The 24596-nt window shown below is 49.2% G+C and carries 25 protein-coding genes; 23 read left to right on the forward strand and 2 right to left on the reverse strand.

The window, feature by feature from the left end; genetic code table 11:
• Positions 1 to 72 precede the first annotated feature (72 nt).
• Positions 73 to 873 (forward strand): phosphotransferase family protein, encoded by an 801-nt coding sequence (locus QP339_RS04965; RefSeq protein ID WP_070620020.1) that lies wholly within the window; start codon positions 73 to 75, stop codon positions 871 to 873.
• 154 nt (positions 874 to 1027) lie between these two features.
• Positions 1028 to 1684, forward strand: coding sequence for a tRNA (guanosine(46)-N7)-methyltransferase TrmB (gene trmB / locus QP339_RS04970; protein WP_284910641.1), 657 nt, complete (start codon positions 1028 to 1030; stop codon positions 1682 to 1684).
• 126 nt (positions 1685 to 1810) lie between these two features.
• On the opposite strand, the gene QP339_RS04975 is transcribed toward trmB, so the two are convergent.
• On the reverse strand, positions 1811 to 2173 hold the full coding sequence (locus QP339_RS04975; protein WP_067975236.1) for a hypothetical protein: 363 nt from the start codon (positions 2171 to 2173) through the stop codon (positions 1811 to 1813).
• Between the two features lie 304 nt (positions 2174 to 2477).
• On the opposite strand from QP339_RS04975, the gene ytpR reads away from it, so the two are divergent.
• Genes ytpR through QP339_RS04995 form a run of 4 tightly spaced genes read left to right on the forward strand, consistent with a single transcriptional unit; the run spans position 2478 to position 6192 of the window.
• A complete protein-coding gene (gene ytpR, locus QP339_RS04980) occupies positions 2478 to 3113 on the forward strand; it encodes a YtpR family tRNA-binding protein (protein WP_070620012.1) in 636 nt (211 codons plus the stop codon).
• A gap of 31 nt (positions 3114 to 3144) precedes the next feature.
• Complete coding sequence (locus tag QP339_RS04985; protein ID WP_284910642.1) at positions 3145 to 3945, forward strand: hypothetical protein; 801 nt, start codon at positions 3145 to 3147, stop codon at positions 3943 to 3945.
• Positions 3938 to 5257, forward strand: coding sequence for a UDP-N-acetylmuramate--L-alanine ligase (gene murC / locus QP339_RS04990; RefSeq protein ID WP_070620007.1), 1320 nt, complete (start codon positions 3938 to 3940; stop codon positions 5255 to 5257). The genes QP339_RS04985 and murC overlap by 8 nt, the downstream gene beginning before the upstream one ends.
• 38 nt (positions 5258 to 5295) lie before the next feature.
• A complete protein-coding gene (locus QP339_RS04995; protein ID WP_284910643.1) occupies positions 5296 to 6192 on the forward strand; it encodes a UTP--glucose-1-phosphate uridylyltransferase in 897 nt (298 codons plus the stop codon).
• A gap of 548 nt (positions 6193 to 6740) precedes the next feature.
• Here QP339_RS04995 and QP339_RS05000 read toward each other — a convergent pair.
• Positions 6741 to 7280 (reverse strand): DUF924 family protein, encoded by a 540-nt coding sequence (locus QP339_RS05000; RefSeq protein ID WP_284910644.1) that lies wholly within the window; start codon positions 7278 to 7280, stop codon positions 6741 to 6743.
• A 142-nt stretch (positions 7281 to 7422) separates the two neighbouring features.
• Between QP339_RS05000 and QP339_RS05005 the strand changes: the two genes are divergently transcribed.
• From QP339_RS05005 to QP339_RS05085, 17 genes are all read left to right on the forward strand, one after another.
• Positions 7423 to 8424 carry a nucleoid-associated protein gene (locus tag QP339_RS05005; protein ID WP_284910645.1) on the forward strand — a complete coding sequence of 334 codons (1002 nt, stop codon included), beginning with the start codon at positions 7423 to 7425 and terminating at the stop codon, positions 8422 to 8424.
• Between the two features lie 21 nt (positions 8425 to 8445).
• Positions 8446 to 9000 carry an ECF transporter S component gene (locus tag QP339_RS05010; RefSeq protein WP_284910646.1) on the forward strand — a complete coding sequence of 185 codons (555 nt, stop codon included), beginning with the start codon at positions 8446 to 8448 and terminating at the stop codon, positions 8998 to 9000.
• Positions 9001 to 9629: 629 nt separating this feature from the next.
• The gene (locus QP339_RS05015) at positions 9630 to 11435 is read left to right on the forward strand and encodes a M3 family oligoendopeptidase (protein ID WP_284910647.1); all 1806 of its coding nucleotides are present in this window, start codon (positions 9630 to 9632) and stop codon (positions 11433 to 11435) included.
• Positions 11436 to 11444: 9 nt separating this feature from the next.
• Positions 11445 to 12740 carry a bifunctional folylpolyglutamate synthase/dihydrofolate synthase gene (locus QP339_RS05020; protein ID WP_284910648.1) on the forward strand — a complete coding sequence of 432 codons (1296 nt, stop codon included), beginning with the start codon at positions 11445 to 11447 and terminating at the stop codon, positions 12738 to 12740.
• Positions 12741 to 13298 (forward strand): GTP cyclohydrolase I FolE, encoded by a 558-nt coding sequence (gene folE / locus QP339_RS05025; protein WP_070617154.1) that lies wholly within the window; start codon positions 12741 to 12743, stop codon positions 13296 to 13298.
• An 11-nt stretch (positions 13299 to 13309) separates the two neighbouring features.
• Positions 13310 to 13678, forward strand: coding sequence for a dihydroneopterin aldolase (gene folB / locus QP339_RS05030; protein ID WP_284910649.1), 369 nt, complete (start codon positions 13310 to 13312; stop codon positions 13676 to 13678).
• 14 nt (positions 13679 to 13692) lie between these two features.
• Complete coding sequence (gene folK / locus QP339_RS05035) at positions 13693 to 14196, forward strand: 2-amino-4-hydroxy-6-hydroxymethyldihydropteridine diphosphokinase (RefSeq protein WP_284910650.1); 504 nt, start codon at positions 13693 to 13695, stop codon at positions 14194 to 14196.
• A gap of 268 nt (positions 14197 to 14464) precedes the next feature.
• Complete coding sequence (locus QP339_RS05040; protein ID WP_284910651.1) at positions 14465 to 14962, forward strand: Asp23/Gls24 family envelope stress response protein; 498 nt, start codon at positions 14465 to 14467, stop codon at positions 14960 to 14962.
• A gap of 783 nt (positions 14963 to 15745) precedes the next feature.
• The gene (locus tag QP339_RS05045; RefSeq protein WP_070617165.1) at positions 15746 to 16276 is read left to right on the forward strand and encodes a hotdog family protein; all 531 of its coding nucleotides are present in this window, start codon (positions 15746 to 15748) and stop codon (positions 16274 to 16276) included.
• Positions 16269 to 18938 (forward strand): DNA polymerase I, encoded by a 2670-nt coding sequence (gene polA, locus QP339_RS05050; RefSeq protein ID WP_284910652.1) that lies wholly within the window; start codon positions 16269 to 16271, stop codon positions 18936 to 18938. Before QP339_RS05045 ends, polA begins: the two co-directional genes overlap by 8 nt.
• Positions 18939 to 19146: 208 nt before the next feature.
• The gene (gene mutM, locus QP339_RS05055; RefSeq protein ID WP_284910653.1) at positions 19147 to 19980 is read left to right on the forward strand and encodes a bifunctional DNA-formamidopyrimidine glycosylase/DNA-(apurinic or apyrimidinic site) lyase; all 834 of its coding nucleotides are present in this window, start codon (positions 19147 to 19149) and stop codon (positions 19978 to 19980) included.
• 1 nt (position 19981) lies between these two features.
• A complete protein-coding gene (gene coaE / locus QP339_RS05060; protein WP_284910654.1) occupies positions 19982 to 20599 on the forward strand; it encodes a dephospho-CoA kinase in 618 nt (205 codons plus the stop codon).
• Positions 20600 to 20661: 62 nt separating this feature from the next.
• On the forward strand, positions 20662 to 21168 hold the full coding sequence (gene nrdR, locus QP339_RS05065) for a transcriptional regulator NrdR (RefSeq protein WP_067975287.1): 507 nt from the start codon (positions 20662 to 20664) through the stop codon (positions 21166 to 21168).
• A 14-nt stretch (positions 21169 to 21182) separates the two neighbouring features.
• Positions 21183 to 22634, forward strand: coding sequence for a DnaD domain protein (locus QP339_RS05070; protein WP_284910655.1), 1452 nt, complete (start codon positions 21183 to 21185; stop codon positions 22632 to 22634).
• A gap of 1 nt (position 22635) precedes the next feature.
• Entirely contained in the window at positions 22636 to 23562 is a 927-nt protein-coding gene (gene dnaI / locus QP339_RS05075) for a primosomal protein DnaI (protein WP_284910656.1), read from the forward strand.
• Positions 23563 to 23774: 212 nt separating this feature from the next.
• The gene (amaP, locus tag QP339_RS05080; protein WP_284910657.1) at positions 23775 to 24344 is read left to right on the forward strand and encodes an alkaline shock response membrane anchor protein AmaP; all 570 of its coding nucleotides are present in this window, start codon (positions 23775 to 23777) and stop codon (positions 24342 to 24344) included.
• A 20-nt stretch (positions 24345 to 24364) separates the two neighbouring features.
• On the forward strand, positions 24365 to 24538 hold the full coding sequence (locus QP339_RS05085; protein ID WP_083272369.1) for a DUF2273 domain-containing protein: 174 nt from the start codon (positions 24365 to 24367) through the stop codon (positions 24536 to 24538).
• The last annotated feature ends 58 nt before the right edge of the window (positions 24539 to 24596 follow it).

Consider the following 24596-nt stretch of genomic DNA (forward strand, 5'->3'; position numbering starts at 1 on the left):
TGAATGCTTTAGTTTTTCTTTTTCGCTGTTTGAGAAAGGAAAATCATCTTAAAGAAAAAGGAGGGAACAGCATTGGAATATCAATTTGACAAGGAGTGGACCTTGCATCCGATTGGTGGGGATACGGGCCAGGCTTTCATGGGCACCCATAAGCAGGAACGTGTCTTCCTCAAGCGCAATTCTTCTCCTTTCCTTGCTGCTCTCTCCATGGAGGGAATTACGCCGCGCTTGATCTGGTCAAAACGGACCAGTACGGGAGACACCTTCTCGGCCCAAGAATGGCTGCGCGGCCACACTCTGACGGAACAAGAGATGCACCAAAGCCAGGTTATCAAGCTCATCCATCGCTACCAACACTCGGACCATCTCTATAAGATGCTAGTGAAGATTGGGGGCCAGGAATGGGGGTGCAGCGACTTTATCGCTGACTATGAAGACCAGCTCCACCACCACTTGGCTTCCCATAGCCTCTTGAATGAGGTTTTGACCTATTTAGAAGAGACCGCTCCCTTCATTAAGCAATCCCTTAAGACGGTTTGCCACGGCGACCTCAACCGTAAGAATTTCTTACTATCTGAACAGAACCGCCTCTACCTGGTCGACTGGGAATCGGTTCGGATTGCGGATCCCATCTCGGACTTGACCCAGGTTCTTGTCCAATATATCCCGAGTGAAGACTGGGAGAGCTGGTGGGAGCGCTATGGCCTCCAGGTGGATGAAAGTTCTTATCTGCGGATCGAGTGGTTTGCTTTAATTAATCTGTTACTCTTAATTAAGGAAAGCTACCGCAAGGATCGGCAAGTGGATGTCAATGAAGCAATTTTAAAATTGAGACATATTTACGATAACCGGTATTTCCAAGACCAGTATTAACTTTAGATCGGAATAGAAGCAGGCAGGTTCTTTTAGAGCGCTTGGCCCGCTTTTATTTTGTCATTAAGAGAGGCTATAAGGCTAGCTTTTGTAGCTACTTAGATAGCATTTGAGAAATAGATCTAGGATTGAAAGAGATATAAGGAGGCGCACTATGCGTGTAAGACATAAACCTTGGGCAATCGATATGATTAAGGATTACCCTAATATTGTGATTCCAGAACCAGACCAGGCCCAGGGCAAGTGGGACCAGGTCTTTGACCAGGCCCAGCCCCTCCACGTGGAAGTGGGGACGGGCAAGGGCCAATTCCTGATTGGTATGGCCAAGGCCCATCCAGAGATTAACTATGTAGGGATTGAGATGTATTCAGACGTCCTTGTCATGGCCTTGCAGAAGGTCTTGGATGAAGACCAAGCCTTGCCTAACCTGCGCTTTATTCGGTCAGATGGCCGTGAGATTTCCAACTTTTTTGAAGCCCGCAGCCTAGACCGTCTTTATTTGAATTTCTCTGATCCCTGGCCTAAGCGCCGCCACACCAAGCGCCGGTTGACCAGCCCTAATTTCTTAGCCCAGTACCAGGAAGTCCTCAAGCCAGAAGGGGAGATCCACTTCAAGACGGATAACCAGGGACTTTTTGAATATTCCTTGGCCAGTATGTCCCAATACGGCATGGCCTTCCGCCAAGTTTGGTTAGACCTCCATGCCAGTGATTTTGAAGGCAATATCATGACGGAGTATGAGGAGAAGTTTGCGGCTAAGGGCCAGCCGATTTATCGTTTGGAGGCTTACTATCCTCAACATGAAAGTTAAATAAAACACAAAAAAGTTCGGCGCATTTTAACTGCCGAACTTTTTTATTGATGCGGGAAGAGGCTGGTACAAAAGTTTCTGCTTCTTTTTAAACCAAGAACTTTTTTTAAAATCTTTTCTTTGTTTTTAAACTTGGTAGAGGTCGATGATTTGACCGCTTTGGGCGTCTGCAATGAATTCATATTGGACTAAGTGGCCTTTTTCTTGGCGAGAGACGCCACCGAAGTAGAGCACTTGTTCTTGGCCGTAGCGTTCTTTCTTCAGGGGTTGGAGTTCAATCCAAGAGCCTTCAATCTCGCCATCCTGAGCTAAGAGGGCCTTGACTTCTTCAATCACGCTCTGACCGTCTACTTTGGCCCGTTCATTCTTGTCCCGGCTATCGATGTAGAGGGCAGTCGAGACAGCCCCAATGACAGCGCCACAGACGAATAAGGTACCAGCTAGGGCATAGGCCTTATTTTTTAAATTATCTTTTAAATCAAATACCAAAAGAAACACTCCTCTCTTCTATTAGTCCTATTATAGCAAGAAAAAGCTTAAATTAAAACGCTAACAGATGGAAAGTCTAGGAAAGCTGAAATTTGGCGAATTTCTTGAATAATTCCAGCCTATGATGGAGGGGCGTTGCCTTTTTTAGGTAAAAAGTATATAATTTGAAAGGAATGATCTGATGCTTTATATTGAGAAGGCTTGTCTAGTTTAGAAATTAACTAGACTATTTTTTCATCTAGGGATGAAGCCAAAGCAAGGCAGCAAGTGCTGCCAGTAAATGAAGAAAAGGAGCAAATTATTCATGTGGATCTGTTTTTACAATCCGAAGGGCGTCGGCGATGTCTTGATGGTGACACGCGGCCAATTACAAAAAGACCAAATTGCAACGGAAACTATTGCAGGAATTACACGGATTTATAACAAAGAGACGGATAATACCATGGGCTATAACTTCCATTCCATCTCTGACTATATTAAATTAGAGGGCTCAGGCCAAGTTCGTTTGAGCGATGAGCAGCTCGATACCCTTAATCAATTGCTCTATGAGAAGGGCTTTGAAACAATCAGTACCAATAATGACCCAGCGATTGTGGTGGGCTATGTCAAGTCCTGCGTTGATCATGAGGATTCGGACCATCTCCATATTACGGAAACCCAGGTTGGCGAAGACCAAACTTATCAGATTGTCTGTGGGGCAGCCAATGTCCACCAAGACATGAAGGTAGTTGTGGCCTTGCCGGGTGCCGTGATGCCAGATGGCTTGGTGATTTGGCCAAGCGAATTGCGCGGCGTGCAGAGTTCAGGTATGCTGTGTTCAGCTTATGAATTGGGCGTTGACCCTGAACATAAGCTCCAAGGCATTATTGAAATTAAAGACGATGTGCCAATTGGAACACCATTTTCAGAACTTGACCTATCAAGTTTAACGACCGATTAGAAGAGACCTAAGAAGCTAAGGAGGGGGAGCCTTGAAATGGAATGATGAACGGTTGAAGCGTGAGCGTGAAGAGCATTTTCAGCCCTTCTACCAAAAGAAGGACGACAAGCTCTTAGCCGATGACGTGAAGAAACCCTACTTTCCAAATTATATGAACTGGCGGTCTGACCTCAATGAGCAGAAGCGCGATCGTCAGCCACAGAATTATGAGAATTGGTGGACCCCTCAAAGCCATCAACAGGAAGCTAAACGCCAGCACCGCTTCGACCAGGCCCGCCAACAGCCGCTCAATAATTTACAAAGGCCAACTTCGAATCATCGCCGGCCCAATCGCCAACATGAGGGCCAGCAAGACTATGCCCTCTACCGGGATGAGGACCGGGAAGCTCGCTATGAGAAGATTCGGCGAGACTTGCGCGCTTACGAGAACTATCAATTCCGGCGGCCTTTTCGCCCCTCGGAAGTCCCTTCGATCCAGCAGAAGGCCCAGTCACATGCAGTCCAGAGCTCGGAAAAAAATGACCATGAACGAGACAAGAAGCGAAGGCAGGGGAGGACCAAGGCCCAGTCAAATTCGGTTAGCCAGCAGCTAAACAAAGCCAATGCTACGCGTAAGGCAGCTAGTCAACCGGCTAAGTCGAGTGAACAGAAGCCGGCCCAGACCAAGCCACGTCAGGGGGGCCTTAACCGAGATTTTAAAGCGATTATGGCCCAAGAGCGACCACGCTACGCCAAGGGGAGTGTCTTTGCTGGCCTGAGCGATGAGGACAGTGAGCAGACCCCTTATTATTCGAAACACCAAGGAACAGGAGATAAGCATAACCATGAATAAAGAAACGATCTATCACTTCACAGGAATTAAGGGTTCAGGGATGAGTGCCCTGGCACTCGTTTTACACGGAGCAGGCTATAAGGTACAAGGCTCAGATGTGGAGACCTATTTCTTTACCCAACAAGGTTTAGAAGCGGCAGATATTCGTATCTTAGATTTCGATCCGAATAATATTCATGAAGGTATGGAAATTATCCTAGGCAACGCCTTCCCCGATGACCATCCTGAGGTGAAGAAGGCTGAGGCGCTCGGGTTAAAAGTTACCCGCTACCATAAGTTCTTAGGACAATTTATCAAGAATTATACCAGTGTGGCCATTACCGGCTCGCACGGCAAGACCTCAACCACTGGGCTCATGTCCCATGTCCTCTCCCTCAATGTTCCCAGCTCTTATCTAATTGGGGACGGCACAGGTTATGGCGATGAGCAGGCAGAATACTTTGTCCTAGAAGCGGATGAATACCGGGAACACTTCCTCGCCTATGAACCCGACTATGCTATCTTTACCAATATTGATTTCGACCATCCCGACTACTACCAAAATATTGAACAGGTTTTTGATGCTAATAGCCAGTTCGCTAACCAGGTGCAAAAGAAAGCCATCATGTACGGGGATGACCCTTATCTCCAACGATTAGCGGACAAGGACCATGTGCTCTACTACGGCATTGACGGGGACTATGATATTGTCGCCCATCATGTGGTCCGCGATACGACCGGCTGCCAATTTGATGTAGAAGTTCTAGGTGAGCATTACGGCCAGTTTCGGATCAAGGGCTGCGGGGAGCACAATATCCTCAATAGCCTGGCTGTAATTGGTTTCTGCTGTTTGGAAGAATTTCCAGCAGATAAGGTCCAAGAAGCCCTGTCAAGCTTTGCGGGCGTAAAACGACGCTTTAATGTGACGGAAGTGGCTGATATGACCCTGGTGGACGACTATGCTCACCATCCCTCAGAAATTAAAGCCACGCTAGACGCCGCCAAGCAGCGCTATCCTGATAAGCAAATCATTGCCGTCTTCCAGCCCCATACCTATAGCCGAACCCTGGCTTTGATGGATGAATTTGCCCAAGCCCTCGACCAAGCTGATGAAGTCTTCTTGTGTGAGATCTTCGCTTCAGCCCGCGAACAGGATACCCACCAAGTCTCCAGTGAAGACCTGGCTGCCAAAGTGACCAAGCCTGTGCAAATTCTTAACTTAGACGATATGGGACCACTCATGGGCTACCACAATGCCGTTGTCCTCTTCATGGGAGCAGGGGATGTGCCTAAGTATGGTCGAGCTTACGCTGAAGCCTTGAAATCACGTTAGAGACTGAGCCGTAAACTGTGCTGAAAGGAGCCAAGCAAGTGAAAAAGATTAGAAAAGCTGTTATTCCAGTGGCTGGTTTAGGGACCCGTTTTCTCCCCGCAACCAAGTCTATGGCCAAGGAAATTATTCCCGTTATGGATAAGCCAGCCGTTCAATTTGTCGTTGAAGAAGCCTTAGCAGCTGGCATTGAAGAAATTCTTGTGATTACCGGTCGTCACAAACGCTCGGTAGAAGACCACTTCGATGCTAATATTGAACTGGAAGAGAACTTGGAAGCCAAGGGCAAAGATGAACTCCTAGCCATGGTCCAAGATTCCACATTAGAGAACATCCAATTCAAGCGCCAGCACTATCCTAAGGGCCTTGGTGATGCGGTTGCCCTAGCCGAATCCTTTGTGGGGGAAGAACCCTTCCTCTTGATGCTGAGCGATAACATTTTGGTGAGCGAAGAACCAGCTTCTCAAGCCTTGATGGCAGCCTACAACAAGACCGGCAAGAGTTCTGTCTTAGTCCAAGAAATTGACAAAGAATTGACCCAACTTTATGGTATCCTAGATCCTGATCAAGAAGCTGAAGACGGCATGCTGCCAGCCCGGAATGTCGTTGAAAAGCCTCAGGACCAAGCCCCCAGCCAGTACGCCATCTGTGGCCGCTATGTCTTAGACCAAAGCATCTTCCGCGCCCTAGAAGGACAAGAAGTCAATCCCCTATCAGGCGAAATCGAACTCAGTGATGCCCTCAGCCAAATCGCCCAAGACCAGGGCGTCAACGGCCTCATTTTTAACGGTGAATGGTACGAAGTCGGCGAACCCCTAGGCATGGTCAAAGCCAGCATCCAATACGCCCTCCGCCACAAACAAACCGGTCCCGAATTCAAAGACTACCTCAAAAACGAAATAATCCCTAAGTTAAAGGGTGAGAGGGAGCGCGGTTAGAAGTGGACCTCTGGAGCAAAGATCCAGAGAAGTCTGAAAGACTTCGGAGGATCTTTGTGAAGAGGAGCCACTTCTGCGCAACCGAACCCGACTATAAAGGGTGAGAGACTTGGCGGTTAGGCTTGGATGATTGGAGCAAGTCAGAATAAGAGCGAAGTATTCGCTCGTTTCTGACTTGTGAAATCACTCCAAGCCTGCCAAGTCGAACCCGACTATAGGGTGAGAAGTAGCGCGGTTAGAAATATAAAATATTAAATAACCTAGTAAGGATGATTGCCTCCTTACTAGGTTATTTTCGTTATTAAACTTGGGCTAGCTTTCAAATGGGACCTCCATTTGTAAGCAGCCGGCCTTCTACTTTCAAACGAGGACTCCATTAACAAGTAGAACCGTGCCAACTTTCAAATAGGAGCTCTATTAGCAAGTAGAACCGACCTAACTTTCAAATAGCGTCTTCATTAGCAAGTAGCCCCCACAAAAAATCCCAGAATAGGAAACCCCCTCCATCAGCAAAAAATCTAATGGAGGGGCTTATCTTACTTGGTATTTTAGAAACCCTTATTATGTTTCAAATATTCTTCTTCTTCGGGTGTGTTTTTCCGACCTAGTGCCTCGTTGCGGTAAGGGTAGCGGCCGTATTTTTCAATGATTTCATAGTGGGCTTTTTCATACTTTAGATTGTTGGCTAGGGCTTCTTCTGAGGAGAAGAGTTCCATGGCTTGGTCGTGGATGACGAGGGATTCGGAGTGCATGAAGGGCATGTAGATGAAAGAGCGGGCTTCTGGACTGAGCGAAGAGAGGTCTTCCAGCCGGATGCATTCTTGGGCCAGGGCGAGCGCCATATTGTCTTGGGCATAGGCTTGGTCGCTCCCCCGATAGAGATTTCTGGAAAACTGGTCCAGGACAATAATTTCTGCTAAGCGTCCGCGCAGGCTTTCCCGCCAATCTGCATGCTCACCATCTTTGACTTCCTGGTGGAGCTGGATAAAGCGGTCGGCAATAGCTTGGTCGACACTTTGGCCACCATTAAACCACTTCTTCGGGCCCAATTCTTCAAACCAAAAATTTAAAACTGCTTCGATTGACATCGTTGGCCTCCTTTAATTTTACTTCAATCATAGCATAAAATCGGATAGGGGTCCTGCTTCGAGCCTGGCGAATTTGATTCGCTTTTTAGCTGTAAATTCGTTAAAATGAAGGGGTGTAATTTATCTAGAAAGAGGGAAGACCATGATTCAAATTCGGGATGCTATCCTCCATATATACGATGTCAACACCAGTGAACCCATCCTCTCCCAAGCGGCTTTAGACTTTCGGGATGAGACGATTATTCACTATGTCGACTGCAAGGTGAACCAGGTCATGCAGACAGGCAAGCAGAAGAATGGTGTGATTCCTGAAACAGCACCCATCTATGAGAATCTCCAGAGCCTGGCTAGGGACTTCCAAGCAACGACCCGACCCATGACCTCTAAATTCTTCCAGATCCTACGCCTAAATCCGGACATCCCACCGGCAGACCTGCTCTGGGTATCGCTTGTGCTCAATGATTTTCCCTTCGTTGGGATGTTCAAGTTGAACCACAATGAATCCTTTACCCACTTCGTCGCCACGGATGAGGAGGTCCTGCGCAATGATTTAATTGTCCACCGGTCCATCCTGCCCAAGGCCAAACAAGCCATTGATGAGGGTTTCCTCTATTGCCCTACGACAAGCGAGTACTTCCTGATTGAAAAAAATCATTTGATGGAAGAAACGGGCGAGCGGATGCCTTATTTGAGCGAAGTCTTTTTGGGCATCGAAGCCAATCTCAATATGAATGAAAACATTAAAATTATAAGAAAAGGCGTTGAAAAGACGGCTAAACACTATAATGAAGCAGACTACCAAGCTTTGGCAGAGGCTAAGGATATTCTCTACCACGCGGTTTATGACGACCAAGAATTCGATAACCGCAAACTGGCTGACCAGCTCTACGGCGACAATATCAGCCAAAAACAAACTTACTTGCGGGAAACTGAAGAAATGGGAATGATCCACCAACAAGCTGCCAGCCCAGACATGTTATCGGCCAAGATGCAGCGGCAAAAACTTAAATTCGATAATGGCATCGAATTGACCATTCCCCTTGAGCTCTTCAATGACCCTGAAGTGGTGGAGATTAAGAATAATCCGGATGGGACCATTGGCATCGAATTGAAGAATATTGAAAGTATCAAAAATATGTTCTAAAGTAGAAGAGGAAAAACAAAAATGAAAATACCTAAATTAGACCTAGACCTGGTCCGCTATCCAAATTTTCAGCAGCTCTCATTAACCCGGCGCTTGACCAATCTGAGCCTCTGGGTAGCGGTTGCTGTGGTGGGGCGGGTCTTGGTCAGTGGTGTTCCTAATGTCCAACCTGTGACGGATATGGTTATCCTGGCCGTGCCGCTCTTTGGCCTGTCAGGGGGCTTAATTGTCGCTACTCTCATCATGCTCCTCAGCAATCTTATCCTCGGTATGGGATCTTGGACCCTGGGGCAGATCCTAGCCTATGGGGCGGTCGTCCTGATCAGCTACCTCTTAATGAAGCTAGGCCTCTTTAAATACCCCCTAGCTGTTCTCGCCTGGTCCCTAGTCGCAGGCTATTGTTACGGTCTCATTGTCAGCTACATGATGCTCATCCTCTTCGGCCTAGGCATGCCATTCTGGACCTACTACCTAGCTGGCCTCCCATACGACACTGGCCACGCCCTAGGCAACCTCGCCTTCATGCTCATCCTAGTCCCCATCTGCCAACGCCTCATCCGCGAAAAAATATTATAAAAACAGGGTGTGAGGGCGCGCGGTTAGAAGTGGAGCTCTGGAGCAAAGCAACAGAGAAGACTGAAAGTCTTCGACGGCGCTTTGTGAAGAGGAGCCACTTTTGCGCGACCGAACCCGACTAGAAAGGGTGTGAGGGCGCGCGGTTAGAAGTGGAGCTCTGGAGCAAAGCAACAGAGAAGACTGAAAGTCTTCGACGAATTTTTATGAAGAGGAGCTATTTTTGCGCGACCGAACCCAACTAGGGTGTGAAGGTAGGCGTATAATTCTAACTGCCTAGCGCATTGCCTATTTGCATTCGGAGAGCCCGAATACAGGTAGCAGGTGTGCGGTCTGCATTCGGAAGGTCTGAATACAGATAGCGAGCGCCCAATTTGCACTCGGAGGGTCTGAGTGCAAATAGCAAGTGATCAATTTGCATTCAGAGGGTTCGAGTACAGATAGTAAGTGTCCGCTCTGCACTCGGAGGCTCTAAAGGCAGGTAGCAAGTATCAATCGACACGCAATGCCCCTGTATGCCAATAAAAAACATACTTTTCGACCAAAAGGCAAATAGCGAGCCTAATCAAATCAATTTTCAAGAAACACTTACCATTAGTTTAAGCGCACAAACAACAATTAAGGAGGATTCAATGACTTATCCAAACACTTGGCAGCTCGACGACCTCTACCCAGGCGGGGTGGCAGGGTCAGCTTTTAAGGAAAGCCTTGAAGCTGCCAAAATTGAAAAAGAACTTTTAAGTAAAAAAGTGAAAGCCTTCGAAGCTAAAGGCGAAGAAGCGGACCAAGCCCTCTACCAACTCATCCAAGACTTGGAGGGCCTGGAAGAGGAACTAGTGACCCTGGATAGTTTTGCCCAAATGGCAGCAGACACCGATATCCAAGCTGAGGCACCAGTCTTAGCCCTCGACCGAGTTGGCCAGCTCCTGGAAAGCTTCGATGGGCTTGCTTTAAACTTTGACCAGAAGCTCCTTGCTTGGTCTGAGGCTGAATGGCAAGAAGTCTTGGCGAGTCCCTTGCTTGCTCCTTACCGCTTCCACTTAGAAGAGCGTCGCCGAGAAGCTAGTCAGGCCCTGGACCCGCAAACAGAACGTTTGCTTTTGGCCTTGGATCGCGATGGTATCGAAGCTTGGTCCCAGACCTATGATAGCCTGGTTGCTTGCCTCCATATCCAACCTGAAGGCAGCAAGACTACATATTCAGTCGGCCAGGCTATGAACCATATGCTGGACGATCCGGAATCTAAGAAACGGGCAGCTTTCTTCAAGGCCTGGGAAGCCGCCTTTACTGAAATGGGGCCAGTTTTTGCTCGCCTTCTAAACCACCTGGCAGGCTACCGGATGACTGAGCAGAAGGCCCATGGGGATGACTTTCTCGAGGAGCCTCTGCGCCAGAACCGGATGACCTACCATACTTTAGGAGCCATGTGGGAAGCGGTAGATGCGGCTCGTCCGGACCTCCTGCAATTCCTTAAGACCAAACAAAAATTATTGCAACTGGATAAGTTAAATTGGCAAGACGTCGCTGCACCCTTGACCCTAAATGACAGCCAGGTTCAGCGCTATACTTGGGAAGAGGCCTGCCAATTTGTTGTCGACCACTTCCGGAAGACTAGTGAAGAAATGGCGGACTTTGCGGACCAAGCCCTCAAGGCAGGCTGGGTGGAAGCGGAAGACCGGCCAGGTAAGCGTCCAGGCGGTTATTGCACGGAGCCCCTGGCCAATGGCGAATCGCGAATCTTTATGACCTTTACCGGGTCTGCCCAAGATGTCAGTACCCTAGCCCATGAGCTAGGCCATGCCTTCCATTCCTATGTCATGCGGGACTTATCGACCTGGCAGCAGGGCTATGCCATGAATGTGGCGGAAACCGCTTCTACCTTGGCAGAAAACTTGATTGCTAGCAGTCAATTAGCGGAAGCCAAAGATCCTGGCCAGCGCCTCCAGTTGCTCAACGCCAAGCTGGAGAACACGACGGCCATGTTTATGGATATCCGAGCACGTTATCTCTTTGAGAAGAATTTTTACAGTGAACGTCAAGCCGGCTATGTGGGGGAAGAGCGTCTGAACCAGCTGATGGTGTCAGCCCAGCGCGAAGCCTTTGCGGGAGCGCTGGATAGCTACCACCCGCATTTCTGGGCCAGCAAGCTGCATTTCTTTATTTCAGATGTGCCTTTTTACAACTTCCCTTATAGCTTCGGTTATCTCTTTAGCCAGGGAATTTTGGCCGAATTGATGAAAGATCCGGACCACTTCACTGAACGCTATGTGGCTCTCTTGAGGGATACAGCGGTAATGACTGTCGAAGACCTGGCGGCTAAACACTTAGGCGTTGACCTGACCCAGATCGATTTCTGGCAGGAAGGCGTCGCGCTAGCCCTCCAAGATGTCCGTGCCTTTGTCCACGAAGGGCAAACTTATTTAGAAAACTACCAATAGGAGAAAATTATGGATTATGAAACATTAGAAGAGCTCTTACCCCTAGCTGAAGAAGGGAAAATGGTCCTCGGCTTGGATACTATGGCTCAATTAATGGCAGACTTGGGCAATCCCCAAGATCAATTGCCCACCATCCACATTGCTGGGACTAACGGCAAGGGGTCAGCAGCCATGATGCTAGCAACGATTCTAGAAGAAGCGGGCTATAAGGTGGGACTTTATACCTCGCCTTCCATCATGTCCTTCAATGAGCGGATCATGGTCAACCGGATGCCTGTCTCCGATGAAGCGATTATCCGGGCAGCCCAGGCTATCAAGGGGTCCTGTGAGCGCTTAGACCTCCACCTGACAGAATTCGAAGTCTATACCGCTATGGCTTGGTTAATCTTTGCCGACAAGGATTGCGATCTGGTTGTTCTGGAGGTAGGACTGGGGGGCCGCTTGGATGCGACCAACCTGGTGAAGGCTCCCTTAGTCACTTTACTGATGAAGATTGCCTTCGATCATGTCGGTATCTTAGGCCACAGTCTAGGCGAAATTGCTGGCGAAAAAGCAGGCATTATTAAAGCCGGCCGCCCCGTGATTTCCTACCCTCAGGATCCTGAAGCCAAGACTGTCATCCAAGCTAAGGCGGAAGAAATGGGCGCACCGTATTTAGAAGTTGATCCTGATGACATCCGAGACTTGCCTAGCGACCAAGCCCGTAAGCAAGTCTTTAGTTATAAAGGACAGACCTGGCAGCTCAACCTCCTGGAGGCCCACCAATTGCAGAATGCTAGTGTGGTCCTGGAAGCTGTCGAGAGCTTGCGCCAGCAGGGCTATCCTGTTACTGACCAAGCGCTTGCCCGAGGCCTGGACCAAGTGAAATGGCAAGCTCGTTTTGAAATTATGCACGACCAGCCTACCATTGTTGTCGATGGTTCGCATAATTTAGATGGGGTCAGTCAGCTTAAGCTCAACTTAGAGCGCTATTTTCCCGACCAAGGAATCGTTGCCATTATGGGCATGCTGGCGGATAAAGACGTGACCCATGCAGTTGCCGAGATTGTTCCGATCTTGGATCAGATTGTTACTGTTCGCCCAAATACGCCCCGAGCTTTAAGTGCTCAAGAACTCAGGGATAAAATCGTTTCCATATACCCTGAACAATATGATACAATAGTTCCATCTGATTCTTATGAAGACGCCTTCAATAAAGCGATGAAATATTTAAGCCAGGATGATGTCTTAGTCATTTTCGGGAGTTTCTATTATGTGGGCTACATGAGGAATCTAATCAATAAGAAGTTAGGAAATGATATTTAAATGGATAAAGTAAAGATTGAACAAGCAATTCGTGACTTATTAATCGGAATTGGGGAAGACCCCGACCGGGAAGGTTTGCAGGAAACGCCGAAACGGGTGGCTAAGATGTATGCTGAACTCTTGGATGGTTACCAAAGAACCCCCTCCCAACACATGGAAAAACAGTTCACGGCTGAAGATAGTGAACTAGTCTTAGTCAAGGATATTCCCTTCCATTCCATGTGTGAGCACCACCTCTTGCCCTTCTACGGGGTTGGCCATATTGCCTATGTACCCGGAGCAGACAAGGTAGTTGGCTTAAGCAAACTGGCGCGAATCTTAGAGGATATCAGCCTCCGACTCCAATTACAGGAACAGATCACAACAGAAGTGGCGCATACGATTGCTGATAATCTCGAAGTGGAAGGTGTCTTTGTCGTTCTTGAAGCAGAGCACATGTGCATGTCCATCCGGGGCGTCCATAAAGAAGGAGCTTCTACCGTAACCAAGTCCGCTCTGGGTTGCTTTAAGGAAAACTCCGAACTGCGTAAAGAAGTCCTATCGATGATCCGAGCTTAGGAGTGGGTCTTGTGAAAGAAGATTGCATTTATTTAAATGGTTTGAATTTCTATGCCTACCACGGCCTCTTTCCGGAAGAGACCAAGCTCGGCCAGCGTTTCATTGTTGACCTGGCCCTCTACTTGGATCTGACCCGGGCCGGGCAGACGGACCAAATGACTGACAGTGCCCACTATGGCGAAGTTTATGACAGTGTCAAGCGGGTTGTCGAAGGGGAGCCTTTCAAGTTGATTGAACGTCTGGCCCAAGCCATTGCCGATGAGATTCTGGCTAGCCAAGATTTGGTGGACGCCCTGCAGGTCAAGGTCACCAAACCCGATCCACCGATTCCGGGCCATTACGATTCAGTCGCTGTCGAGATTTACCGTGAACGCCATTAGGAAGGAGAGCTGTTATGCCAGTTGAAACCCACCATGCCTACATTGCCCTGGGGTCTAACATTGAGCCACGCCGGGAGTTCTTGAACCGGGCGATTAAGGCTTTGGACCGGAATGAGTCTACCTCCGTTGTCCAAAAGTCCCATGTCTATGAAACGGTACCCAAGGGCTATGCCGATCAAGCAGACTTCTTGAATATGGTTCTCGAAGTCGAAACCACCTGCGATCCCTTCGCCTTATTAGGGATTGCCCAGCAGATTGAAGATGATCTCAACCGGGTGCGGACAATTAAGAACGGGCCACGAACTATTGACGTGGACCTGCTCGCCTACGAAGATCAAATCATTGACCATGAAATCTTGGAATTACCCCATCCTCGAATTCAAGAGCGCGCCTTCGTCCTCTTCCCCATAGCAGAGATTGCAGCGGATTTTGTCTTACCTGGTACGGGTCAGACCATCCAAGCCTTGCGTGATGCCCTGCCTGAAGCAGAGAAGGCGGATGTGCGGATTTACGAATAGCAGGATGCCCAGCGACGAGAGGTCCTGGGCTTTTCTTCTAGAATTGGGCGGATGACCATGCCTTCCGCTTTTGAATTTGATTTTTAAATTCTGAGAGGATTAATACCGTCTGGAACAAAAGTTTCATCTAAGTTTTAGATAAGCGACTTTTGACAAGGCTCTCTTTCAAGATTTTCTTGAAGGCTTATACTTTGGTATTTCAATGATTTTATGCTATTGTAAACATAAATCTACCAAGTTAATTAAAGAGAGAAAAGAGTGATTCAAAATGGCTGAAGAAATCAAACGAGAAAATGATTTAAATTTTGATGCGCAAGCGATTGAAACAATTGCGAGCCGTGCCGTTCTAGAAGTCGATGGGGTCCTAACCACTCAAGGGAACGCCTTCAATACGGCTTTGTCCCAAGCTGCTAACTTCGCTGACCAAGTTAAAGAAAAAGCTCAAGAAAGCTTCTCTGATGACGACCAAGGGGATGAGAAAGAAGGTCAAGACCAGGAAGAGGACAAGGGACATGAAGAAGGGGACCACTACCAAGACGGCGTGAACGCTGAAGTTGGCAATGTGGAAGTTGCCGTGGACCTCGATATTGTCGTTGCTTACGGTAAGGAAATCCCTAAGATCTTTGATGAAATTGTTGAGAATGTCAGCAAACGCATCCATGAAGCAACGGGCTTAGAAGTTGTGGAAGTGAATGTCAATGTCCGCGATATCATGACGGAAGAAGACTATCGCAAGGTCCACTACAAACAATTTCCCGATGACTAATTAGCATGCAATTGAACAAACTCTCTAGAAATCCAGGCGTGTGGATAGCTAGGGAGTTTTTGTTTGGCTACTTTTTATTAAAGCTTCCATTTGAAAGTTAACCTGATCCTACTTGCTAATGGAGCCTCATTTGAAAGTTGCTCCAGGTCTAAGAATGAAAATAACCTAGTAAGGAGGCAATTATCCTTACTAGGTTATTTATTATTTTAAATTTCTACCCGCGCGCCCTCACACCCTGGCTAGTCGGGTTCGAGGATGCAGAAAGGGCTCCTCTTCACAAAGATCCGCCGAAGACTTGCAGTCTTCTCTGGCTCTTTGCTCCAGAGCTCCCTTTCTCCCGCATCCTCTCACACCCTTAGTTGGGTTCGCAGATGCAGAAAGGAAGTGACTTCAGCGAAAGGGAACGACCGGCTGGAGCCGCTCTTATCCCTTTCGCCTCCAGTCATTCCTTTCTTACCGCCTCTGCTCACACCCTGTCTAGTCGGGTTCGGTCGCGCAGAAGTGTCTCCTCTTCACAAAGCGCCGTCGAAGACTTTCAGTCTTCTCTGTTGCTTTGCTCCAGAGCTCCACTTCTAACCGCGCGCCCTCACACCCTGTGTAGTCGGGTTCGGTCGCGCAGCTTCCTTATCACTTCACAAGTCTCCGCCGCAGTCTTGCAGACTGCTCTGGTGACTTGCTCCAGTGAAAGGAAGCTACCCGCGCGCCCTCACACCCTGGTTTTTTTGTGTTTCTTTTGGGGATTTGATAGAATATATAGAGATAATTAGGAAGTGAGGGTGTGTTATGGTGGCTTATAATAATGATGATGGTTTGTCTTTTGGCAAGCCTCTGCATGCGATTGATGTGGGGGATACGTTTACCATGACGGAGCGTTTTCGGGAGCGGGATATTCTCCTCTATATGGGGGTAACCAATGATATTAATCCCCGCTATTTGAAGACGGAGGAGGCCCACCAGGAGGTTGATCTGGAGACGGTGATTCCGCCGATTGCCTTGATGGGGGCGATTACGCGGACGGTTTCCATGCATTTCCCGGGGCCGGGTTCCATGTTGGTGGAGATGAACTTCACTATTAATAAGGCTATCCGCCACGATTCGACCATCACCTATCATTTTGAAGTGATTCGGATTGAGGAATGGCGGGGTTATGTGACCATCCATGTCATCGGCAATAACGAAACCACCGGGGAGGACCGGGTTTTGGATGCCATGCTGATGGTCCTTCCGCCCGAAGAAGCCCTGACTGACCAACCCAAAATTATTGATTCGAGTGAATTGAAGCGTGTTGATGGAGGCGATGTAAACAGTGACTAAAAAAAATAAATTACTTTTATTCGATGGCTCTTCTTTGGCTTTTCGGGCCTTCTATGCTATTCAAAATTTGGATTCTTTTGTCAATAAGAATGGCTTGCATACCAATGCCCTCTATGCCTTCCATGCCATGCTGAAGACGGTCTTGGATAAGGAAGAACCGACCCATGCCTTGGTGGCTTGGGATGCGGGGAAGACCACCTTCCGGACGGAGATGTACGATGATTACAAGGGCGGCCGGCAGAGTGCGCCGGATGAATTCCGGGAGCAGATGCCTTTCTTTAACGTCTTATTAGATGCTTTCGGTCTGGCTCATTATGAACTGGCTAATTATGAAGCCGATGATATTATCGGGACCCTGGCCTTACAGGCTGATCCAGAGACCTTCGATGTGGTGGTTATTTCGGGTGACCGAGACCTGACTCAGCTGGCCCGCGACAATATCCGCGTGGACATTACTCGGCGCGGGGTCAGCCAATTGGAAGAATATACGCCCGCTTCAATCCAGGAAAACTGGCAAATCACTCCTGAACAGATTGTGGACATGAAGGGACTCATGGGCGATTCTTCCGATAATTATCCTGGCGTCACTGGGATTGGCGAGAAAACAGCCCTCAAGCTCCTCCACGAATTTGGGTCTATGGAGGGCGTTTACGACAATATTGATAAGGTTTCCGGCAAAAAGCGCAAAGAAAACCTCATTAAGGACAAAGAAGCCGCCTTCCTATCCAAAAAACTTGCCCGGATCCTAGACGATGCTCCATTAGAAATTGGCTACGACGACATCAAGAAGCGGGACCTTGACCAAGAAGCCCTGCTAGACTTCTACAAGGAAATGAACTTCAACCGCTTTATGACTGATCTCTTGGAAGATTCCGATCTCTCGGACCAAGTCCAAGCGGAAGCTCGGGACATTCCTTACCAAGTTTTGACAGAAGCAGACCAAGTGACGGCTGAGATTTTTCAAGCGGAAGAGATGGCCTTTTATGGTGAAATGTTTGTCAAGAACTACCACCAAGGGGAGATCATTGCCTTCGCATTGGGGAATTCTGACCAGGTCTATGTCCTGCCCAAAGAAGTGGCCTTAGCGTCGTCCGCCTTCCGAGAATGGGCGGAAGATGCAAGTCGCACCAAGCAGGTCTTCGATGCCAAGCGGACCAAGGTGATGTTGGCCCGGGAAGGGATCGACTTCAAGGGGGTATCAGAAGATGTCCTGATTGCTTCCTACCTGGTCCATGCCAAGGATAATTCCAATGACCTAGCGGAAGCGGCTCGTGAATTCGGAATCGATGATCTGGCCTATGACGAAATGGTCTACGGCAAGGGCAAAAAGCAGGCCGTTCCAGAAGATGAAAGCCAGATGCACGACCATCTCGCCCGGAAGATTGATGTGATCTGCCGGATGGTGCCCATAGCCAAAGAACGCCTGGCAGCAGACCAGATGACAGAACTCTACCGCGATATGGAACTGCCCCTGGCCCTGGTCTTGGCTAACATGGAAATTCGCGGCATCCGGGTCGAACGGTCCACCCTAGAAGCCATGCATGAAGCGATCGAAGGCCAGCTGGATGACCTAGAAGCTGCCATCTACCAAGAAGCTGGCCATGAATTCAATATCAATTCTACCCAACAATTGAGCGATGTCCTCTTCGAAGAGATGGGCTTGCCTGCTGGTAAAAAGACCAAGTCCGGCCACTATTCGACAGCCCAATCTGAATTGGAGAAATTACAGGGCAAGGCAGAGATCGTCGACTTAATCTTGGACTACCGCCAGCTGGCTAAGTTGCAATCGACTTATATCGAGGGCATTCAGAATTTTATCCAAGAGGACCACAAAGTCCATACCCGCTTTATCCAGACCCTGACCACTACGGGGCGCTTGTCTTCGGCAGACCCGAACTTGCAAAATATTCCGATTCGGACAGAGAACGGTCGGAAGATCCGCCAAGCCTTTGTTCCATCTGAACCGGGTTGGAAGATCTTCTCATCGGACTATTCGCAGATCGAACTCCGGGTCCTCGCCCATATTTCAGGCGATGAGCACTTGCAGAAGGCCTTCAAGGAGAACCGGGACATTCACCGGACCACGGCTAGCCGCGTTCTCGGCATTGACGAGGTAGATGTAACACCTAATCAGCGCCGGGATGCCAAGGCAGTAAACTTCGGGATTGTCTATGGGATTTCCGACTATGGACTCAGTAAGAACCTCAATATTTCCCGGCCCCAAGCCAAGGCCTTCATTGATTCTTACTTCGATAACTTCCCCAAGGTTAAGGTCTACATGGATGAGATTGTGGAATCCGCTCGCGAGAAGGGTTATGTGGAAACCCTCTTCCACCGCCGCCGCTACCTGCCTGATATTAAGGCGCGCAACTTTAACGTACGGTCCTTCGCCGAACGGACAGCCATGAATACACCAATCCAGGGGACAGCCGCTGATATTATCAAGCTAGCCATGTTGAAAATGGAGGCTGCCCTAGAAGAGGAAGGACTCCAAGCCAAACTGCTCATCCAAGTCCACGATGAGCTGATCTTCGAGGCGCCCGAAGAAGAAATCGCCCGCCTGGAAGAATTAGTGCCACAAGTGATGGAATCCGCCGTTGAATTGGACGTGCCTCTAATTGTGGATAGTAACTATGGCGATACTTGGTACGATGCCAAATAAGGTGTTTGTCGCTTAATAGCTAATCGTAGGCTCATATAGAGGCTGCAGGTGAGCATCCGTTCCGCTTTTGCTCATCATTAGCAGATCTATCGATTATTGCGCCAACCACTGCAAATTTGTATTTAAAAGTATTAAGATATAGATAATGCTTGGCCGCGGACAGCTTTGCGGCCAGGCTTTTCGCTTTCAGATGAAGGGAGGATGAAAGATGCCAGAATTACCTGAAGTGGACCGGGTCCGCCAGGGTTTGGAAGACTTAGTGCTAGGGGCTAGGGTGACCGGGCTTAGCTTAAGCTGGCCCAAGATAATTGACCGGCCCAGCCCTGAAGAATTTGAAGCCATTATGCCGGGACTGCGCCTCGAGGGCTTAGGACGCCGGGGCAAGTATTTAATCTTTGACTGGGGCGATTGGGCTTGGATCAGCCATTTGCGGATGGAAGGCAAGTGGCTGGTCCTGCCCAGCGACCAGGCCGTAGATAAGCACACCCACCTCGTTCTCCAGCTCGATGATGGCCGCGACCTCCTCTACCATGATGTTCGCAAGTTTGGCCGCATCCGGCTATTTCCCAAGGCAGAGATGGACGATGAATTAGCCCGGCTTAACTTGGGACCGGAACCTTGGAATTTGGATGCCGATACTTTTTACCAGCAGCTCCAGCGGCGGAAGTTGGCCATTAAGCTGGTGCTCCTGGACCAACATGTGGTGGCAGGGATTGGCAATATCTATGCCGACGAAATTCTCTACCGGGCCCGTCTCCACCCTGAGCAGCCGGCAAATACGGTGTCTAGGCTGAAGTCCAACCGCTTAGTCCATTATGCTGAGGAAGTGATTGGGGAGGCCATGGCCAAGGGTGGGACGACGATTCGTTCTTATACTGATGCCCTGGGCCACAGTGGGGGCTTCCAACAGACCCTCAATGCTTACGGACGGGCAGGGCTGCCCTGTCCCCGCTGTCAGACCCCGATGAAGAAGATCAAGGTCGGTCAGAGGGGGACAACTTTTTGTCCACGCTGCCAAGTCTTAAAGAAGGAAAGGAGATAAGATGACATTTCATTTAGGATTAACCGGATCCATTGCAACGGGCAAGAGCTCGGTCAGCAAGCACTTCCAGTCCCTAGGCTATCCCATTATCGATGCCGATTTGGGGAGCCGGGCTGTGGTTGAACCCGGCCAGCCAGGACTGGAAGCCATCCGGGAACATTTTGGGGAGGACTATATCTTTCCCAACCAGACCATTAACCGAAAAAAATTAGGCCAGCTCATTTTTGCGGATGACCGGGCCCGCCAAGAGCTGAACCAGCTTCTTCAACCCCATATCCGTCAGTGGATCATCCAAGAGGCCCAAGCCTATGATGCTGCAGGGCACGACTTAGTTGTTCTTGACATTCCCTTGCTCTATGAAGAAGGCTACCAGGCAGACTGTGACCAGGTGATGGTGGTCTACTGTTCCGAGTCGGTTCAATTGGAACGCTTGATGGCCCGCGACCAGCTCAGTGAAGGGGAGGCCTTCCAGCGGATATGTTCCCAGATTTCTATCGAACGCAAGGCAGAGTGGGCGGATATTCTAATCGATAACGGTAGGGACCTGTCCTATACCTACCAACAAGTAGATGCTTGGCTAGGAATCAGCGGTTTTAGCCCAAATCCTGTCGCTGAATAGCTGTGCTTATGCTATAATAGGCATGAAAACGTCCTTCTTGTAAAGAAATAGGTGAGAATCTTATGCAATGCCCAAAATGCCATCATGATAATACCAAAGTGGTGGATAGCCGTCCCACCGAGGAAGGGAGTGCTATCCGCCGTCGCCGGGCTTGTTTGGCCTGCGACTACCGCTTTACCACCTTTGAGCGGGTGGAACAGCCACCACTGCTAGTGATTAAGCGCGACGGTAACCGCCAGGAATTCTCGCGGGAGAAATTACTGCGCGGCATGGTCCGGTCTTGTGAGAAACGGCCCGTTGCCTTGGAGGACTTGAAGCGCTTAGTGTCAGAGATTGAGTCTGAATTGCGGGCCCGGCCCCATGATGAGGTTTCCTCCCAGGATATTGGGGAGATGGTCATGGACCGCCTGCCTGCTATTGATGAAGTGGCCTATATCCGTTATGCGAGTGTCTACCGCCGTTTTGAAGACCCGACTGTCTTCTTAGAAGAGATTGAATCCCTCCGCCAACTGCAGCGCAAGCAGGTTGAGGGCCAGCAGAACCTCGACTTGGATGGAGACACAGACTAGAAGGGAGTGTTAATTTGGCCTTTATCCCATGGGAAAGTTTAGAACCACAGAGCGGCCTTATCATCTACCAGAAAGAATGGCTTTCGGAAAATGATATGGCTGTTTTTCTTCACCTCTACCAGCCTATGCTGGGGGCGGAGAGTGCGGCCCTCTACCAGAGCTTGCGTGCCCAGATTGAAGTCGGGGCCTGGCACTCCTCGATTCTCCGGCACTCGGACTTGATGGAGCAATTGGTGATGGGCAAGGAAGAGTATATCCGGGCTAGGCAGCGGCTGGAGGCCCTGGGCTTGGTCCAAGTCTTCCACAACCAGAATCCCGACAAACAGGTCCAGACCCGCTATGACTTGTTAGCACCCTTGCCGGCGGATAAATTCTTTACCGATTCACTGATGTCGTCCTTGCTCATTTATTATGTGGGTGAAGACCGCTTTCACCGCTTGGTTGATCGCTTTTCCTGGCAGCCCTACCAGGCTTTGGAGCAGGCGGACTGGCGGGACGTGACGGCTTCCTTCCGTGATGTCTACCGCTTGCCCCAGGCTATCTACCCGGTCAGTCAGGAGACCCGGGAACACTTGGTCCGTACCAATGAAGGAGACAAGCATTTTGACCTGAGCCAGGACTCTAAGTTCGATCTCCAGGCCTTCAAGGAGCTCCTCCAGGGTAGCTTTGTGGGGGAGAAGGCGCTGACTAAAGAAGTGATCGATATGACCCAGACCCTCCACGAGATTTTTGGCTACGATGAGGTCAGCCTCCAGCGTATGGCCCTAGAAGCCTGTGATATCAAGGAAAATAAGATTGATCTGGACAAGTACCAGGCTATTGCCCTGGCCCAGGCTGAAGCCGATAACAAGGCCCCGCTCAAGGAACGCAGTCAGGAATTCCAGGAAGTCCAAGCCCAGGCCCAGGAAGAAGCTCAGAAGCTCTGGAAAGAACAAGGCTTGAGTGATGAAGATCTGGCTTTTACAGCGACCCTGCGCAATTACCCCTCGGTGCCTTTTGCCAAGTCGATCAAGGACCAGCAGGGGGGCTTTTTGACCAAGAATGAGACCCAGGCCATTGGAGACATCCTCCAGATGGGCATTCTCAATCCGGCTACTCTTAATGTTATGATTCACTATTACCTAGTGGAAGACGGCAAGGACCGCTTGAGCCGCCCCTTGTTAGAAGCCACGGCAGATGATTGGAGCCAGCACAAGGTGGACTCACCCGAATCGGCCTTGCTCTACCTACGCGGCCGGCTCGACCACCAAAAACAAGCCAAGATCAAACGTATGCAGCAGAAACGCCAAGCCCGCTATCAAAAGAGAAATTATCAAAAACGCCCAGGCCGCGAAGAGGTCAAGCCCAAGTGGTTTAAAGCTGGCGAAGAGGCGTCCAAGCCAGCTGACCAGACGAACCAGCAAAGGACGGACCAGTCTCAAAACTTGCGCGACCTAATCGCCCAAAGGCACAAGGAGGATCGTTAAGATGCAAAATATCGGACCAGAAATCAAAAAAATCCTAGAGCAAAAGGACTACAAAGAAAGACTTAAGGAAATTCAAACAGAGGCCCTCAGCGATCCCGACGTCCAAGCCTTTATCAACCAGCACCAGGACCAGGTGGATGAGGCCATGATCCAGCGTAGCTTGTCTAAGATCTATGAATTCGTCCAAGAAAAGAAGCGAATCCAAGCGGGCTATGAGCCCAAGATCCCTAATTTCCACCCCCAATTGCAGATGAATGTGAACTATATTGATGTCCAATATGTGGCTAATGAGGATTATTTGGCCAAGCAAGCGGAGCTCAAGCGCGACCGCCGGATTACCCTGGTGGACCTGCCCAAGTCTCTGCGTGAAGCAAATTTCGACCAATTCGATGTCGATGACCCTGCCCGTCAGGAAGCGGCTAGCCGGGCTTTGACCTTTACCACGGCCTATCTCAAGGCCCCCGACCGCTTCCACAAGGGCCTCTATTTCCACGGGGCCTTCGGGGTAGGGAAGACCTTCCTCCTTGCGGCTATTGCCAATGATTTGGCGGACAAGGGGTATGAAACGACCCTGGTCCACTACCCGCAGTTTGCTCAATCGATCAAGCAGAGCATCGCTAGTAACACTGTCCAGGACAAGCTGGAAGCCCTGCAGAAGGCGCCCCTCCTTATGCTCGATGACATCGGTGCTGAGAGCAATTCCGCCTGGCTCAGGGATGATATCCTGGGGGTTATCCTCCAATACCGGATGAACGAACAGCTACCCACCTTCTTTTCTTCTAACTTTAACTTTGAAGAATTGGAGACCCACCTAGCACGGACAAATTCTGGAGATATCGAGGACGTCAAGGCGGGGCGGATTATGGAACGAATTGCCTTCCTCGCTGAAGAAATCGAAGTCGGTGGGCGTAACCGACGCCATGATTAAGAACAATATTGTGTATTTTAGCTGACAAAAAGTCTCTCAACTAGGCTAGATCAAGGGTCTAGTTGGGAGACTTTTTGTTTTGAAGGATAGCTAGGATTTTTTCTGGATTAAAAGTCATATAATTTGCATTTAGGGGAAATAAAGGCTAATCTAAGGATATAAGAGATACTTGTTATTTTTTAAATTGAATATGAATAGGGGGGAGCCTTCCTATGAACGGATTTGTTAAATTCATCCAAGTTCTAGGTGCTTTAATTGCAATCTTAGCCTTGCTTGCAGCTATCGCTGTGCTGTATCCGATTCCTTACTTGACGGAATTTGTTGCCTATTATGTCTTAGGCATTCCGGAAGTCAGCACCACGGTTGCTATTGTCTTGGCTGTAGTAGCTGTAATTGCGCTCATCTTCCTGCTCTATGCTTGCTTTGCCACCTCGAAGAAGGCCTGGTTGCAAGTGGACACTGAGCATGGTGAGGTTAGGGTTGACCACACGGTAGCAGAAGCAGCTGCGACACATGCTGCACGCTCAGTTGATGCGGTCAAGCACCCACAAGCTGAAGCTAAGATGGGCAATCATCCAGGGGACACCAAGCTGGAAGTTACCGTAGATGTTAGCCAAGACGCACCCGTTGCGACCATTGCTAAAGCTGTCCAAGAACAGGTGGAAGCAGCTGTTGGCCGTAAGCTCGGCGGCAAGCCAGGGTCCGTCAATGTTAAAGTCAACCAAATTGATACCCGCGCGGCTCAAGCTCAAGCAGCTCAGAATGCACCACGCGTGAGATAGTTAAAGGAGGAGGCCTTGCAATGAAACAACCACCAGAGTCATGGTATGCCTATAGATGGCGTATTATCTGTACCGCTGCAGCTTTCTTATTTACTGTCATCAGTTTGGCAAGCAATATTGGGACCGCTATTTTGGTGGCCGTCCTTGCGGTAGCTGGTTTTTACGCTGGTAAATATTTTGACAAGAATTTATAAAAATTCGAAGGCATATTATTTGAAAAAATTTGAGAAATCAGTATGATTAGAGTACAAG

The sequence above is a fragment of the Aerococcus sp. UMB7834 genome, from assembly GCF_030215145.1.
GTDB lineage: Bacteria > Bacillota > Bacilli > Lactobacillales > Aerococcaceae > Aerococcus.